The organism is Streptomyces caniferus (genome assembly GCF_009811555.1).
Taxonomy (GTDB): Bacteria; Actinomycetota; Actinomycetes; order Streptomycetales; family Streptomycetaceae; genus Streptomyces; species Streptomyces caniferus.
Genome location: NZ_BLIN01000003.1, coordinates 822,580 through 837,931 on the forward strand (window position 1 = coordinate 822,580; position 15,352 = coordinate 837,931).

At 71.9% G+C, this 15,352-nt stretch carries 14 protein-coding genes; 11 read left to right on the forward strand and 3 right to left on the reverse strand.

The annotated features are described in order from the left end of the window. Window positions 1-9: 9 nt before the first annotated feature. Together uriH and uriT are read left to right on the forward strand one after the other, a co-directional pair. Window positions 10-957: a uridine-preferring nucleoside hydrolase UriH gene (gene uriH / locus Scani_RS12295; protein ID WP_159473731.1), complete on the forward strand. Its 948-nt coding sequence runs from the start codon at window positions 10-12 to the stop codon at window positions 955-957. Continuing rightward, complete coding sequence (uriT, locus tag Scani_RS12300) at window positions 954-2,396, forward strand: uridine transporter UriT (protein ID WP_159473734.1); 1,443 nt, start codon at window positions 954-956, stop codon at window positions 2,394-2,396. Before uriH ends, uriT begins: the two co-directional genes overlap by 4 nt. 215 nt (window positions 2,397-2,611) lie before the next feature. On the opposite strand, the gene Scani_RS12305 is transcribed toward uriT, so the two are convergent. Further along, entirely contained in the window at window positions 2,612-3,751 is a 1,140-nt protein-coding gene (locus tag Scani_RS12305) for a baeRF2 domain-containing protein (RefSeq protein WP_159473737.1), read from the reverse strand. 289 nt (window positions 3,752-4,040) lie between these two features. Here Scani_RS12305 and Scani_RS12310 point away from each other — a divergent pair, with 289 nt between their 5' ends. After that, window positions 4,041-4,457, forward strand: coding sequence for a DUF2795 domain-containing protein (locus Scani_RS12310; protein WP_159473740.1), 417 nt, complete (start codon window positions 4,041-4,043; stop codon window positions 4,455-4,457). A 118-nt stretch (window positions 4,458-4,575) separates the two neighbouring features. After that, on the forward strand, window positions 4,576-5,055 hold the full coding sequence (locus tag Scani_RS12315; protein WP_159473743.1) for a DUF5709 domain-containing protein: 480 nt from the start codon (window positions 4,576-4,578) through the stop codon (window positions 5,053-5,055). A 325-nt stretch (window positions 5,056-5,380) separates the two neighbouring features. Here the strand turns inward: Scani_RS12315 and Scani_RS12320 are convergent, their stop codons facing one another. Beyond that, window positions 5,381-6,004, reverse strand: a complete 624-nt coding sequence (locus Scani_RS12320; RefSeq protein WP_159473746.1) for a DNA polymerase ligase N-terminal domain-containing protein — start codon at window positions 6,002-6,004, stop codon at window positions 5,381-5,383. 201 nt (window positions 6,005-6,205) lie between these two features. Here Scani_RS12320 and fdh point away from each other — a divergent pair, with 201 nt between their 5' ends. From fdh to Scani_RS12345, 5 genes are all read left to right on the forward strand, one after another. Continuing rightward, window positions 6,206-9,475 (forward strand): formate dehydrogenase, encoded by a 3,270-nt coding sequence (gene fdh, locus Scani_RS12325; RefSeq protein ID WP_159475825.1) that lies wholly within the window; start codon window positions 6,206-6,208, stop codon window positions 9,473-9,475. Next, window positions 9,472-10,392, forward strand: coding sequence for a 4Fe-4S dicluster domain-containing protein (locus Scani_RS12330; RefSeq protein WP_159473749.1), 921 nt, complete (start codon window positions 9,472-9,474; stop codon window positions 10,390-10,392). Before fdh ends, Scani_RS12330 begins: the two co-directional genes overlap by 4 nt. Continuing rightward, on the forward strand, window positions 10,389-11,354 hold the full coding sequence (gene nrfD / locus Scani_RS12335) for an NrfD/PsrC family molybdoenzyme membrane anchor subunit (protein WP_246295722.1): 966 nt from the start codon (window positions 10,389-10,391) through the stop codon (window positions 11,352-11,354). Before Scani_RS12330 ends, nrfD begins: the two co-directional genes overlap by 4 nt. Before the next feature lie 193 nt (window positions 11,355-11,547). After that, complete coding sequence (locus tag Scani_RS12340; RefSeq protein WP_246295876.1) at window positions 11,548-12,855, forward strand: NAD(P)/FAD-dependent oxidoreductase; 1,308 nt, start codon at window positions 11,548-11,550, stop codon at window positions 12,853-12,855. Between the two features lie 69 nt (window positions 12,856-12,924). Continuing rightward, a complete protein-coding gene (locus tag Scani_RS12345; RefSeq protein WP_159473752.1) occupies window positions 12,925-13,227 on the forward strand; it encodes a DUF6479 family protein in 303 nt (100 codons plus the stop codon). A gap of 75 nt (window positions 13,228-13,302) precedes the next feature. Here the strand turns inward: Scani_RS12345 and Scani_RS12350 are convergent, their stop codons facing one another. After that, window positions 13,303-13,719 carry an Asp23/Gls24 family envelope stress response protein gene (locus Scani_RS12350; RefSeq protein ID WP_159473755.1) on the reverse strand — a complete coding sequence of 139 codons (417 nt, stop codon included), beginning with the start codon at window positions 13,717-13,719 and terminating at the stop codon, window positions 13,303-13,305. A 284-nt stretch (window positions 13,720-14,003) separates the two neighbouring features. Here Scani_RS12350 and Scani_RS12355 point away from each other — a divergent pair, with 284 nt between their 5' ends. After that, complete coding sequence (locus Scani_RS12355) at window positions 14,004-14,648, forward strand: class I SAM-dependent methyltransferase (protein WP_159473758.1); 645 nt, start codon at window positions 14,004-14,006, stop codon at window positions 14,646-14,648. Window positions 14,649-14,915: 267 nt separating this feature from the next. Continuing rightward, a complete protein-coding gene (locus Scani_RS12360; protein ID WP_246295723.1) occupies window positions 14,916-15,308 on the forward strand; it encodes a TraR/DksA family transcriptional regulator in 393 nt (130 codons plus the stop codon). Window positions 15,309-15,352 lie beyond the last annotated feature (44 nt).

The window sequence follows — 15,352 nt, forward strand, 5'->3', positions numbered from 1 at the left end:
GCTCTTCCGTTGGCCAGAAAGATCATCCTCGACTGCGACCCGGGGCATGACGATGCGATCGCCATGCTCCTGGCACATGGCAATCCCGATGTCGAGCTGGTCGCCGTGACGACCGTGGTCGGGAACCAGACGCTGGAGAAGGTGACCCGCAACGCCCTGTCCGTGGCGCGTATCGCCGGGATCACGGGCGTGCCCTTTGCCGCCGGCTGCCCGCGTCCGCTGGTCCGGGCCATCGAGACGGCGCCGGACATCCACGGCGAGACCGGACTCGACGGCCCCGACCTGCCCGAGCCGGCCTTCGAGCTGGACCGCCGGCATGCGGTGGACCTGATCATCGACACGGTGATGTCCCACGAGCCCGGCGAGATCACCATCGTCCCGACCGCGGGCCTGACGAACATCGCGCTGGCCGTGCGCAAGGAGCCGCGGATCGCGGAGCGGGTGCGCGAGGTCGTCCTGATGGGCGGCGGCTACCACGAGGGCAACTGGAGCGCGGTCGCCGAGTTCAACATCATCATCGACCCCGAGGCCGCGCACATCGTCTTCAACGAGCGCTGGCCGGTGACCATGGTCGGTCTCGATCTCACACACCAGGCGCTGGCGACCCCCGAGGTCGATGCGAAGATCGCCGCGGTCGGCACCCGCCCGGCCAGGTTCGTCGGTGAGCTGCTGGACTTCTTCCGCGAGGCCTACCGCGAGAACCAGGGCTTCGACCACCCGCCGGTCCACGACCCGTGCGCGGTCGCGTATGTGATCGACCCGGACGTCATGACCGTGCGCAAGGCCCCGGTGGACATCGAGCTGCGCGGTGCGCTGACGGTCGGGATGACCGTGACGGACTTCCGTGCGCCCGCGCCGGAGGACTGCACCAGCCAGGTCGCGGTCACGCTCGACCACGAGCGGTTCTGGAACCTCGTCGTGGACGCGCTCGAGCGGATCGGCGACGTCGAGGCATGAACGTTTCCACCACGCAGCGCCCCGTCGAGGCGACGGACGGCGGCGGGTCCGGCGTCCGGGTCGGCGTACTGGTCGTCGCGCTGCTCGCGGCGTGCTTCGCCTTCCAGCTCAATGCGAGCATGCTCAGCCCCGCGCTGAAGAACATCGAGGACACCCTCGGCGCCAGTTCCGCCGAGATCGGCCTCACCCAGACCGCGTTCTTCACCTCGGCGGCACTGTTCTCCCTGTTCCTCCCGCGGCTGGGCGATGTCATCGGCCGCCGCCGGGTGCTGGCCGGGATGCTCGGCCTGATGGTCGTCGGATGTGTGGTCGCCGCGCTGGCGACCAGCGTGCCGATGCTGTTCGCCGGCCGCATCATCCAGGGTGTCTGCGGCCCGGTCGTCCCGCTGTGCCTGATCATGCTGCGGGTCGAGGTCAAGGAGCCGAAGCGGTACGGCACCCTGCTCGGCGTGATCACCGCCGTCAACGGCGGGATCGCCGGTGTCGACTCCCTCGCGGGCGGCTACCTCGCCGACCGCCACGGTTTCGGTTCGGTCTTCTGGGCGATGGCGGTCGTCGCGGCCCTGGCCGCCGTGCTGGTCGCCACCCTGACCCCCGAGTCGAAGGCGCCGGCGGCGACCCGTATGGACTGGCCCGGTGTCGCGCTGCTCGTCGTCTCCGTGGGCTCGCTGCTGATCGCGCTCAACGAGGCGGGCAAGCTGGCCGCCGCCAACTGGCCGCTGATCGCCGTCCTGCTCGTCCTGTCCGCGGCCGCCTTCGCGCTGTTCTGGCGGACCGAGAACCGCAGTGGGCACCCGCTGGTCGCCACCCGGCACCTCAAGCAGCGGGCGACCTGGGCGACCCTGCTGACCACCGTGCTCACCATGACCGGTGTGTTCGCCGTCATGAACGGGCTGATCCCGGCGTTCGCCCAGGACGCCCAGGCCGGGCTCGGGATGAGCGCCGAGGCCTCCGCCTGGTGGACGCTCTCCCCGTACGCGCTCGCCGGGCTGGCCATGGGGCCGCTGGCCGGACGCCTCGCCGCCACCTTCGGCTACGGCCGCATCCTGCGGTGCGGCCTGGTCGGGTCGGTGGCGACGGTCGTGCTGATGCTGCTCACGATGCAGAGCCATTCGCAGGTCCTGCTGCTGGTGACGTCCATCCTGGTGGGCATCGCCTACGCGGGCGTGGCGAACATCGTCCTCAACGGGCTGGGCATCGTCCTGTCCCCCGCCGAGAACCCGGGCTTCCTGCCCGGCCTCAACGCGGGCGCGTTCAACCTCGGCGCGGGGCTCAGCTTTGCGCTGCTGTACGCGGTCAAGACCGCCGCCTCGCCGGCGGACCCGTCGTCGCCCGGAGGCTACACCGCCGGCATGATCGCGGGCGTGGTCATCCTGGCCGCGGCCTTTGCGACGTCCTTCCTGATCCCGAAGCCGGTGACGGCCGAAGCCCAGGACTGAGGGACGCCCCGGCACCACACCGCCCGTCGGCCGGATTTCCGGTCGGCGGGCGGTGTGCTGCCGGCGTCCGCAGCGGGCCTCCGGGTACGGCACTCCGTAGCGCGGTGCCTCACTGAACCTCCGTCATGACCGCCCGGCAGCGCTGAGGTCGCGCCGTCGTCGGCCGGTTCGCCCGGCCGGGTAGGTGCTTGCCGCCGGAAGGGCGGGGCACCGGGTCACTCCGACTGCGTTTCCACCGTCCCGCGCAGGAGGGCGCCGAGACCGCCGGACGGCGCGCGCTCGGGATCGCGGACCACCACGATGTCGGCGCCGGTCGCGGCCGCCGACCGCACCAGGGCGTCGTCCGCCCGCGCGACGGCCGGATGCTCCTCCCCCAGGTACGCCAACTCCGTTCCGCGTACGGCGAGTTGGTCGGCATCGGCGCCCACCCAGACCTGCCGGGCGATGTCCGCGCCGTGCGGGCTGACCAGCAGGGTGTCGATCCGGTGCTCCCGCGCCGCCTCGACCAGGGCGGGGATGCCGGCCGCGGCGTGCGGGGCGCTCTTGTTGCCGGGCCCGGCGCCGGTGCGGAAGCGGTCCGTCACCTGCACCACGTGTTCGCGTTCCTGGACCGCCCTGACCTGGGCGATGTCCCGGTCCACCAGTGCGCTCTCGGCACCCGGCGCACGACCGCCGTGCGTACTCTCGTAGGTGAGGGCGCGCAGCGGTTCGGGCAGCTTGTCGTGCACCAGGTGGCGGTCGCGTGCCTCCCCGATCAGGACGACGGCCTCGGCGCCGCTCCTCTCGAACGCCGCGCGCACCGCGTCGGCGATCTCCCCTGCGTTCTGCTCCCAGGTGTTCTCCACCTTGGCCTGGAAATGGCGTTCGGAGGGATCGCCCGAGGAGGTGCGGTGGAGGGGCCATTCGGCGCCCTTGACCTGGCCGGCTTCCTGGGTACCCCGCTCGCCCAGGAGGGCGAAGTCCGCTCCGGTGCGGTCGAGACGGACCACCAGGCAGACGGGGTCGTCGCCGATGGCCGCGAGCAAGGGGGTGACCCGGGGCACCGGGCCCCAGGCCGCGAAGGGCGTGGCCGGGGGGCCGGGGAGCGGGGTGTCGAGCACGATCGCGCCGTGGGCGGCGAACAGCACCCGCCCGGTATGTGCCCCCGTATCGCCTTCCCGCCGGGTGAGCAGGGCCTCGTGCACCGCACCGCAGGTGGCCTCGTCCGCGCCGAGCGCGAACAACTGCGCCGTGGTGGCACTCGCCGTCAACTCCTGCTGCTTCGCGGCGTCCTCGCTGCTGTGCGGGACAGAGGCATAGACGGATGCCCAGGGGCCCGGCCGATCGATGACCGGTTTCAGGAGCGAGAGTCGCATGGCGCTGCCTCCTCGGATTCGGCGGATTCTCCCGTGGTGCGGTGGGCTGTCATCGGTGTGCGGTGGTGTGCTGTCGGTATGCCGGTATGGGGTGGGGTGACTTACGAATTCCCGTTCCCGAAAGGCGTATGCATGACGGGCATATGCATCTGCGGTCACGTTCCGCGCATGCCCGGACGATTTCCGTGTGCACGGTTGAAACGACGCTGCCGGGTTGTTAGGGCTGGGGGACCAGGGAAACTGGGAGTAACGCGTCGGGTCTGTACGACTCGTAGAGCCGGAGGCACCCATGGTCATGGAACACGGCACGGACAAGACCGGCCCCGCCCGGGATGACGTGATGAAGAAGCAACTGCGGGGGCAGATGACGGCCGAGCGCTCCCTGCGGACCGATGAGGAGCATGAGCTCCAGCCGGCGGGAGAAGATCAGCCGGTGGCGGCGTGGTCCCCCGAGAGCGACTTCAGGGGCGGCACGCCGAGCGGAATGTCCGAGCAGGACGTCGGGCTGCGCTCCGAACTCGCCCAGCACCTCGGGCGGAGCCTGTATCCGGCCGACAAGAACACGGTCATCGAGACCCTCCGGCGGAACAACGCACCGGACCGGCTGGTGGCGATGGCCGAGCGGCTGCCCGCCCATGAGCGGTTCGGCAATGTGCAGAGCATCGCCGAGGCCGTGGGCATCGCGACGGAACACCGACGCGCCTGAGGCCGGGCGGGCCGTCGCCTCCTGGCGCTGCCGCGAGACGTCAGGAGGCGGACAATTGGTCGTAGAGGCACCTGCCGCGCCCGCGGCCGGGCCGACGAAGGGGTAGAGGGAGGCGGTTATGTCCGACGACGCAATGGGCGACGAGGTCTATCAGCCGCCCCGATCCGATCCCCAGGACAACCCCAACGACCTGGACATGGAGGACGCCCTGGACGAACCGGATCTCGACGAGACGCTGGACACGGGCTATTCGCCTCCGGAGCGGCCCTTCGTGGTCAATCACGAGGGGACCACCGCGCGGGAGCTGCACGACCGCGAGACGCTCGACCACCGGCTGGCCGTGGAGATACCGGACGTCTGTGAACCCGACGGCGACGGAATCGGCGACCTGCCGGGCGGGGTGGGGGAACCCACCGATCTCGAATGCGGCGAGGAGCGGGCCGGCCGGCTCGTGGGATCCGACGAGGGATTCTGGCGCGGCGGCAGCAACGACATCGCCGCCCGGGACGTCGGGATCGACGGCGGCGCCGCGTCGGCGGAGGAGGCGGCGGTGCATATCGCGCGGGACAATGCGGGGGACGGGGACGGGGAGATTTAGCGAGCAGGTTCAGGGCGGGCCCCGGTGCGGAATTCCCCGGAATTCCGGGAGGCCGCTGTATCGCGTCCCCGGGCGTCCATCGTGTGGTCCCACGTATCGATATTGCGGTCCCGGAGTAACCATTCTCCCGTGCGGCCCCCGTCGCGCAGTCCGGCCCCGGCGAGATGACCGTGGATATACGCCGTGGATATACGCCCAGCCATATTCTGCGCTCAGGCACCTTCGCGGCAATGAATGACCGGAGCATGCCCGGTAGGAGTACGGGTACGGGCACGGATCGCCGACCGGCACACACACGGTCCGGTCACCCGGCGTCGCGCAGCAGCTACTCCCCCCGCACCGCCGGCCCCGCCTCGTCGGCTGCCACCTGCTTCAGGGTCCGCCCGCTGAGGACCGACCGGGCCCGCCGGGGGTCGGGGGTACCGTGCCGCCCGGCGCGGTCGTCCTTCTCCTTCACCAGCAGCCAGGCCTCCCGTTCCCCCGGGCCGCCGCGGAACCGGGTGAGGGCGTAGCTGCCCCGGAGTTTGCTGCCGTCGAGCCGGAAGGCCACATGGCCGTCCGCCAGGGCCTGGCCGAACGACAGGGCGCGGCCCTTCTTCTTCCGGGGCAGCGGGCGATAGCTGCCCCGGTCCCAAACGATCACGGCGCCCGCGCCGTACTCCCCCGCCGGGATGCCGCCCTCGAAGGTGAGGTACTCCAGCGGATGGTCCTCGGTGGGCATCGCCAGCCGCTTGTCATGCGGGTCGCCGGACGGGCCCTTGGGCACGGACCAGGACTTCAGCACTCCGTCGACCTCCAGCCGGAAGTCGAAGTGCAGGGTGCTCGCGTCATGGATCTGCACGACGAACCGGGACGCCCCGCCCTCGGCGGGCCCGGTGCCCGCGGGCTCGCGCGTCCGGTCGAAGTGCCGTTTGCCGCGGTACGCCGTCAGTCCGTCCCTGCCGCCCACGTGACCTGCCCGCCCTTCATGCCGATGGCCGCATCTCTCACTGTCGCGTCCGGCGCCCGGCGCCGCATGTGCGCACGCGCCGACGCCCGCGCACCCCTTGTGACTGCCCCGGCTGGGTGAGTAACAGGCCCACCGAGGGGCACACGGAGCCCCCGGCAGCGAGCTTGGAGGTACCTCATGAGTCGACGCACTGGAGGAACCATGGGCGGACGCCGGCTGCTCCGCGACTGGCCCGCGTACCGGCAGCTCACCGGCAAGGACCCGCTGGGCCGCGGACGCGCCGCGATGTCCCGGCGCACCGAGGAGCTGCGGCCCCGTACGGACACCGCCGACCGTGTGGTGGCCTCGATCTGCCCCTACTGCGCGGTCGGCTGCGGGCAGCAGGTGTACGTCAAGGACGAACGGGTGGTGCAGATCGAGGGGGACCCCGACTCGCCGGTCAGCAGGGGCCGGCCGTGCCCCAAGGGGTCGGCGACGCTCCAGCTGACGACGGGGGACGCCCGGCGCCACCAGGTTCTCCACCGTCGGCCGTACGGGACCGAATGGGAGCCGCTGGACCTCGACACGGCCATGGACATGATCGCCGAGCGGGTGATCACGCTGCGCCGTGACACCTGGCAGTGGGAGGTGGACGGGCGGCGGGTCGCCCGTACGCTCGGCATCGCCAGCCTGGGCGGCGCCACCCTCGACAACGAGGAGAACTACCTGATCAAGAAGTTGCTGACCGGCCTCGGCGTGGTCCAGGTGGAGAACCAGGCGCGGGTCTGCCACAGCTCCACGGTCGCCGGCCTCGGCACCTCGTTCGGGCGCGGCGGGGCGACCACCTTCATGCAGGATCTCCAGCACGCCGACTGCATCGTCATCGAAGGGTCCAACTTCGCCGAGGCGCACCCCGTCGGCTTCCAGTGGGTCATGGAAGCCAAGGCGCGGGGCGCCCGGATCATCCACGTCGATCCGCGCTTCACCCGCACCAGCGCCCTGTGCGACCAGCATGTGCCGATCCGGGCGGGCACCGATATCGCCTTCCTCGGCGGGCTCATCCACCATGTGCTGAGCGAGGAGAAGGACTTCCGGGAGTACGTCCTCGCCTATACGAACGCCGCCACCCTCGTCGGCGAGGACTTCCGCGACACCGAGGATCTCGACGGCGTCTTCTCCGGCCTGGACGCGGAGGGCCGGCGTTACGACCCGGAGAGCTGGCAGTACGAGGGGACCGACGTCCAGGCGCCGGCGGGCGATGTCGAACAGCTGCACGACCAGCGCCTGCGGGACGCGGGCGCCGAGGGCCAGCACCTCCCGGGGCACGCCGAGACGCACGGCGCGGGCGGGGCGCGGGCCCACGCCCGCGCCGCGCAGGACCCGACGCTGCAGCACCCCCGCTGCGTCTACCAGATCCTCAAGCGGCACTACGCCCGCTACACCCCCGAGATGGTCGAGCGGACCTGCGGGGTGCCGCGCGAGGCGTTCTTGCAGGTGTGCAAGGCGCTGACGGAGAATTCCGGGCGCGAGCGCACCAGCGCCTTCGTCTACGCGGTGGGCTGGACCCAGCATTCGACCGGGGCGCAGTACATCCGGGCGGCCAGTGTGCTCCAGCTTCTGCTGGGGAACATCGGGCGCCCCGGCGGCGGTATCCAGGCGCTGCGCGGTCATGCCTCCATCCAGGGCTCCAGCGACATCCCCACGCTGTTCAACCTGCTGCCCGGCTATCTGCCGATGCCGCATGCGCACGCCCACGAGGACCTCGACACCTTCGTCGCGGCGAGCCGCACCGACAAGGGTTTCTGGGGCGAGATGCGGGCCTACGTCGTCAGCCTGCTCAAGTCCTACTACGGCGACGCGGCCACGCCGGACAACGACTTCTGCTTCGGTCATCTGCCGCGGCTGACCGGTTCGCACAGCACCTACGACACGGTCCTCGCCCAACTGGACGGCGTCTGCAAGGGCTACTTCCTCATGGGCGAGAACCCCGCGGTCGGCTCGGCCAACACCCGTCTGCAACGGCTGGGCATGGCGCAGCTCGACTGGCTGGTGGTCCGGGACTTCTCGCTCATCGAGTCGGCGACCTGGTGGCAGGACGGCCCCGAGATCGAGACGGGCGAACTGCGCACCGAGGACATCGGGACGGAGGTGTTCTTCCTCCCGGCGGCGGCCCACACCGAGAAGTCCGGTTCCTTCACCAACACCAACCGCTGGCTGCAGTGGCACCATGCCGCCGTCGAACCGCGCGGCGATGCGCGCAGCGATCTGTGGTTCATGTACCACCTGGGCCGGCGCATCAAGGAGAAGCTGGCGGCGTCGACCGATCCGATGGACCGGATGGTGCAGGACCTGACCTGGGACTACCCGGTGGAGGGGCCGCTGCGGGAGCCGGTCGCCGCCGCCGTGCTGGCCGAGATCAACGGGCACGGCCCCGACGGGGCGCCGCTGAGCACGTACACCGAGCTCAAGGACGACGGTTCGACCCGGTGCGGCTGCTGGATCTACTGCGGGGTCTTCGCCGACGGCGTCAACCACGCCGCCCGGCGCACCCCGCACACCGAGCAGGACTGGGTCGCCGCGCGGTGGGCCTGGGCCTGGCCGGCGAACCGGCGGATCCTCTACAACCGGGCCTCGGCCGCTCCCGACGGGACTCCCTGGAGCGCGCACAAGGCGTACGTCTGGTGGGACTCCGACGCCGGACGCTGGACCGGCCACGACGTACCGGACTTCATCGCCGACCGGGCGCCGGACCATGTGCCGCCCGCCGGGGCGACCGGGCCCGACGCGCTGCGCGGCGACGACCCCTTCATCATGCAGGCTGACGGCAAGGGCTGGCTCTACGCACCGGCCGGGCTGCACGACGGACCGCTGCCCACCCATTACGAGCCGCAGGACTCCCCGTTCCCCAACGCCCTCTGCCCCGGCCAATCGCGCTCCCCCACCCGGCAGCTCTACCTGCGCGAGGGCAACCGCTACCACCCCAGCGGTGACGAGCCGGGCGCCGAGGTCTATCCGTACGTGCTGACCACACACCGGCTGACCGAGCACTTCACGGCGGGCGGGATGAGCCGCTGGTCGCCCCATCTTGCCGAGCTGCAGCCCGAGTTGTTCTGCGAGATCTCTCCGCAGCTCGCCGCGGAGCGCGGTCTGGAGCACCATGGCTGGGCCACGATCATCACGGCCCGCAATGCCATCGAGGCCCGGGTCGCGGTCACCGACCGCATCAGGACGCTGACCGTGCACGGCCGTACGGTGCATCAGATCGGGCTGCCGTTCCACTGGGGACCCAATGGGGTCGTCACCGGCGACGCGGCGAACGAGCTGGTCGCCATCGCGCTGGACCCCAACGCCCATATCCAGGAGGACAAGGCGCTCACCGCCGACATCCGGCCGGGGCGCCGGCCGCGCGGGCCCGCCCTCCCCCGCCTGGTGGCCGAGTACCGGCAGCGGGCGGGCATCACCGAGCACACCGGAGAGGACCAGCGGTCATGACCGACAGCCTGCTCAGCGGCCCGGAGCCGGACCCGGCCGGCGACGCCGGTCATACCGACGCCCCGCCCCGGGTGGGGTTCTTCACCGACACGTCCGTCTGCATCGGCTGCAAGGCCTGCGAGGTGGCGTGCAAGGAGTGGAACGCGATCCCGGAGGACGGACTGTCGCTCACCGGCATGTCGTACGACAACACGGGCAGTCTCGGCGCCTCGACCTGGCGCCATGTGGCCTTCATCGAGCAGTCGGCGCCCCCGGCCGCGGCCCAGGCGCCCGCCCCCGAGGGCCGTACGGAACTCCCCCTCGCCGCGGACCCGCCGGCGGCGGGCGGCGAGTTCCGCTGGCTGATGTCCTCCGACGTCTGCAAGCACTGCACGCACGCCGCCTGCCTCGACGTCTGCCCGACCGGCTCGCTCTTCCGTACCGAGTTCGGGACGGTCGTGGTCCAGGAGGACATCTGCAACGGCTGCGGCTACTGCGTCCCCGCCTGCCCCTACGGCGTGATCGACCAACGCCCGTCCGACGGCCGCGCCTTCAAGTGCACGCTCTGCTACGACCGGCTCGGCGCCGGGCTGGAGCCGGCCTGCGCCAAGGCGTGCCCGACCGAGTCGATCCAGTTCGGCCCGCTGGACGAACTGCGCGCCCGCGCGGCGCTGCGGGTCGAGCAACTGCACGCGGCGGGCGTGCCGGACGCCCGGCTCTACGGCCACGATCCCGAGGACGGGGTCGGCGGCGACGGGGCCTTCTTCCTGCTGCTCGACGAACCCGAGGTGTACGGGCTGCCCCCCGACCCGGTGGTCACCACCCGGGACCTGCCCGCGATGTGGAAACACGCGGGGGCGGCGGCACTGTCGTTGGCGGGCGGTTTCGCGCTCTCCTTCGCGCTGCCCGCGCTCCTGCGAAGGAAGGGACGACGATGACGCACGAGGCCCCCCGGCGCGAGGGCACCCGCACGCGCCGTCGCCGTAAGGGCGAACAACTCATGGTCCCCCGGGCGGAGTTCCGCTCCTACTACGGCCGGCCGGTCATCAAGGCGCCCTCCTGGGCGGCCCGCGACATCGCCGGCTACTTCTTCCTCGGCGGCCTGGCAGGGGCCGGTTCGGTGCTCGCCGCGGGCGCCCAGCTGACCGGCCGTACCACGGTGGCGACCGCGGTGAAGGTGTCCTCCCTGGCGGCGGTCTCCCTCTCGGCCGCCGCGCTGATCAACGACCTCGGCCGCCCGGACCGCTTCGCCCATATGCTGCGCGTGCTGAAGCCGACCTCGCCGATGAGCGTGGGCTCCTGGCTGCTCGGCGGCTACGGGCCGGCGGCCGGCGCGGCGGCCCTGTGCGCGGTCACCGGACGGCTGCCCCGGACCGGTGCCGTCGCCACCGCGGCCGCCGCGACCCTGGGACCGGCCGTGGCCACCTATACCGCCGTCCTCGCGGCGGACACCGCCGTACCGGCCTGGCACGGCGCGCACCGGGAACTGCCGTACCTCTTCGCCGCCTCCGCGACCGCGGCGGCCGCCGGGATGGCGCTGGTGGTGGCGCCGTCGCGGGAGAGCGCTCCCGCCCGGTGCGCCGCCGTGCTGGCCGCGGTGGCGGACGCGACCGCGGTCCGGGCGGCCGAACGGCGCCTGGGCATGGTGGCGGAAACCTACCGGGAGGGGCGGGCGGGCAGGCTGCTGCGTGCCGCGGAGGTGCTCGTCGTCGGCGGCGCGGTGACCGCGGCGCTCGGGGGCCGGTACCGCAGCGCGGCCGTCGCGGGCGGCCTGGCGCTGCTCGCCGGCTCGGCCTGCACCCGCTTCGGCGTCTTCGCCGCCGGTATCGCCTCCGCCGAGGACCCTGCCTACACCGTCCTCCCGCAACGCGCGGCCCAAGGACCGCCGCCGTCACCATGAGAAGAACGCAGCCCAACGACACCGCCATGTGTACCCGGCCGCACACCGGAAACCCGACATGGCACCACACCGTCGCATGGTGTTCCCGCGCCGGCCGTCCGCTCGCACCGGACCGCGACCGCCGCTCGGCCCCGCGCCGGAGCACACCGCCTCGACCGCAGGAGTTCACGTGAATCGACGTCGTCCTCGGATCGTGATCGTCGGAGCCGGCTTCGCCGGATTCGAATGCGCCCGCACGCTCTCCCGGATGGCCAAGGGGGCCGCCGAGATCGTGCTGCTCAACCCCCAGGACTACTTCCTGTACGTGCCGCTCCTGCCGGAAGTGGCGGCCGGCATCCTCGAACCCCGCCGGGTCGCGGTATCGCTCACCGGGAGCCTGCCGGACGCCCGGCTCGTCCTCGGGCTGGCCCACGGCGTGGACCTGGACGCCCGTCAGGTGCGCTACACCGACCCCGAGGGCGAGGACGGTGCGCTGTCCTACGACCGGCTGGTCCTGACGGTCGGCAGCGTCAACAAGCTGCTGCCCGTGCCCGGCGTGGCCGAGCATGCCCACGGCTTCCGCGGTATGCCCGAAGCGCTGTACCTGCGCGACCACATCACCCGTCAGATCGAGTTGGCGGGTGCGACCGAGGACCCCGCCGAACGGTCCGCCAGGACCACCTTCGTGGTGGTGGGCGCCGGATACACCGGCACCGAAGTCGCTGCCCACGGAGTGCTGTTCACCGATGACCTGGCCCGGCAGAACGTGGGGCTCAAGGACGGTCCGCGCCCCCGCTGGCTGCTGGTGGACGTCGCCGACCGGCTGCTGCCCGGACTCGACGAGCGGCTGTCGCACACCGCCGACCGGGTTCTGCGCTCCCGCGGCGTCGATGTCCGCCCCCGCACGTCCGTCAAGGAAGCGACCTCGGACGGGGTACTGCTCGACGACGGCGAGTTCATCCACAGCCGCTCGCTGATCTGGTGTGTGGGCGTACGGCCCGACCCGCTGGTCGACTCCTTGGGGCTGCCCACCGACAAGGGGCGGTTGTGCGTCGACAAGTTCCTGGGAGTGCCCGGCAGGCCGGAGGTGTTCGCCTGCGGTGACGCCGCGGCCGTGCCGGACCTGACCCGCCCCGGTGAGGTGACGCCGATGACCGCCCAGCACGCCCAGCGGCAGGGCAAGGTCGCGGCGCTCAACGTCGCGGCGTCCTGCGGCCAGGGCTCACCGCGCGCGTACCAGCACCGGGACCTGGGCTTCATGGTCGACCTGGGCGGTGCGCAGGCCGCGGCCAACCCCTTCCACATCCCGCTCTCCGGCCCGCTCGCCGGCGCCCTCACCCGCGGCTATCACCTCATGGCGATGCCGGGGAACCGTCTGCAGGTGGCCGCCGACTGGATCCTGGACGCGCTGCAGCCGCGGCGCGGTGTCCACCTGGGGCTGGTCAGTTCCTGGTCGGTGCCGCTGGACACCGCATCACCCGAAGTACCCCGCCTGCCGGGCGACAAGCCGGGCAGGTCGTAGGAGACCGCACAGCGGATCCGGCGGCCTTCTCGCCTCGCCGGGCACCCGGCCCGAAAGGAGAATCCGGACATGGACGGAACAGCCCCGACCGCGCAGCTCGCCGCTGCCCAGGGGACCAGCGGCGTCCTCTTCAGCCTCGTGGGAGTGGTCATCGTCGCCGTGCTCCTCGCGGCCTTCGTATGGGGACGTCGCGTCAAGGCCCGTGAGCCGGGCCCGCCCGGTCCCGAGGAGCAGCCGCGGCTGCCGGAGGGCGGGCCCGTGGGGGACATCGTCGAGAGCCGTGAGCCCGACGACCTCGCGCCGACGGACCATCGGCGCACCCCGCACGAGCTGAAGGGCAACGGGACCAGGCCCCGGAGCGACGGAAAGTGACGAACCGGCAGTCGGCGGACGACGGCAGGAAGGACGGCCCGGCTCCGCGTGCAGGCGGGCCGGCCGTGCCGCCGCCTACTGCACGCGTTCCGGTTCGGCTTCCTCCTCTTCGGGGAGCCAGACGTCGCTCACCGCGATATTGACCTCCACGACCTGGAGACCGGTCATCCCCTCGACCGCGGAAATCACGTTCTCGCGCACGCCCCTGCCCACGTCGGGGATGACCTCGCCGTATTCGACGACGACGTCCAGATCGACCGCGGCCTGCTTCTCACCCACTTCGACCTTGACGCCGTGCGTGGCGGTCGTGCCCCCGCCGGGTACGCGTTTGCGCAGCGCCCCCACCGATCTCGAGAACCCGCTGCCGAGGGCATGGACCCCGTCCGATTCACTGGCCGCCAAGAAGGCGATCTTTGCGACCACACCGTCGGCGATGGTCGTCCGTCCCAGGTTCCCGGTGTTCCGCGACCCACGCTCTGCGAACTCGGTCATCGCGCCTCACCCCTTTGCTCCATCGAGGGGAAGTCTTCGGACCCTCTCTTCACGCTATGGCCGTACGGGTGACGCTGCCTCCCGAAACGGGGGCGGGCCTGCTCCGGGCCCCGAACCGGCGCACCTTCCCTCTTTGCCGGCCCGGCAAAGAACTTTGCCCCTTTGCGCGGTCCCGGCGGACCATCCTCCCCAGGGACACGCCGCCGCAGCGGTGCTGCCACCCGTGACCCCGTGCACCGACGAAGCACCGGACCGCTCTCACCACGCATCAGGAGGACCCGCCGATGCCCCACGACAGCACCATCCCCGACCACGCATACTGGGACGCCCGCTATACGGAGAGCGACCGGATGTGGAGCGGACGACCCAACGCGCCCCTCATCCGGGAGACCAGCGACCTCACGCCGGGCCGGGCACTGGACCTGGGATGCGGCGAGGGCGCCGACGCCATCTGGCTCGCCGAACAAGGCTGGCACGTCACCGCCGTCGACATCTCCCGGGTCGCCCTCGACCGCGCGGCCCGGCATGCGAAGGAGACGGCCGAAGCCGCGGCCCACCGCATCAACTGGGAGTGGTACGACCTCGGTTCCTCGTTCCCCGTGGGCACGTTCGACCTCGTCTCCGCCCACTTCCTGCACTCCCCCAGCGATATGCCGCGCGACGAAATCCTGCGGAAGGCCGCCGCTGTAGTGGCACCGGGCGGGGTCCTGCTCATCGTCGGACACGCGGCGGGCCCTTCCTGGGACCCCGGCCCGCACCCCGACCTGCACTTCCCCACTCCGGACGACGTCCTCGCGGCTCTCGGCCTCCCGGACGGGGAGTGGGAGGTCCTGCGCAGCGAGGAGCACCCACGCACGCTGACCGGCCCGGACGGACAGCCGGCCACCCGCCTGGACAACACCCTGAAGCTGCGCCGCACCGCGGCGTGACACCCTCTCGCCGGGGCCGATGGACGGCCCCGGCGTTCCCCGTTCCCCGCTCCTCTTCACGCGGACCCGCTCAGGTGGCCGACAGCGGCGCGTTCAGTGGCACCAGGGCCGTCGGCAGGGCCAACACGGCTGCCAGGGCGCGGAGTTCGACGACGTCAGAGCGCCGCCGCCTCGTGCCCGCCGCCGCGCCGCGGTGGGTGCGGTGGGGACGGTCCGATGAGGCGGGTCTCCGGAATAGGCCGATTGCGCAGGGCGTTCTGTGGTGATGTGGGAGGTCACACCGGGAGCGCCGGAGGCCCACCGGGGCCATGGACGGCCGCGGCGGAGCGGATCGCCGAGGACCGGGCGAGTACGGAGCGGCTGATCGAGTCGTTGACGCGGCTGTGGGACGGCGTCGTGGAAGCCGCCGCCCTGACGGCCAACGACGACGAGCACGACCCCGAGGGCGCCACGGTCGCCTTCGAGCGGGCCCACCTGCGCGACATGCTGAAGCAGGCGCACGCCGATCTGGACGACCTCGATCGAGCCGCCCAGCGGATTGCCGCCGGCACGTACGGCGTCTGCGAGCACTGCGGGGAGCCGATCTCCGCAGGACGGCTCACCGCCCGCCCGACGGCGACGACCTGCATCGACTGCGCGCACAAGGACCGTCGCCGCTAGCGAGCCGGGTAGCCGGCCGGGTCACGGGCCACGGGAAGGGCCGA

Coding starts and splice junctions, on each gene's coding strand:
- uriT (WP_159473734.1), top strand. CDS start 954: ATGAACGTTTCCACCACGCAGCGCCCCGTCGAGGCGACGGACGGCGGC.
- Scani_RS12305 (WP_159473737.1), bottom strand. CDS start 3,751: ATGCGACTCTCGCTCCTGAAACCGGTCATCGATCGGCCGGGCCCCTGG.
- Scani_RS12310 (WP_159473740.1), top strand. CDS start 4,041: ATGGTCATGGAACACGGCACGGACAAGACCGGCCCCGCCCGGGATGAC.
- Scani_RS12315 (WP_159473743.1), top strand. CDS start 4,576: ATGTCCGACGACGCAATGGGCGACGAGGTCTATCAGCCGCCCCGATCC.
- fdh (WP_159475825.1), top strand. CDS start 6,206: ATGGGCGGACGCCGGCTGCTCCGCGACTGGCCCGCGTACCGGCAGCTC.
- Scani_RS12330 (WP_159473749.1), top strand. CDS start 9,472: ATGACCGACAGCCTGCTCAGCGGCCCGGAGCCGGACCCGGCCGGCGAC.
- nrfD (WP_246295722.1), top strand. CDS start 10,389: ATGACGCACGAGGCCCCCCGGCGCGAGGGCACCCGCACGCGCCGTCGC.
- Scani_RS12345 (WP_159473752.1), top strand. CDS start 12,925: ATGGACGGAACAGCCCCGACCGCGCAGCTCGCCGCTGCCCAGGGGACC.
- Scani_RS12350 (WP_159473755.1), bottom strand. CDS start 13,719: ATGACCGAGTTCGCAGAGCGTGGGTCGCGGAACACCGGGAACCTGGGA.
- Scani_RS12355 (WP_159473758.1), top strand. CDS start 14,004: ATGCCCCACGACAGCACCATCCCCGACCACGCATACTGGGACGCCCGC.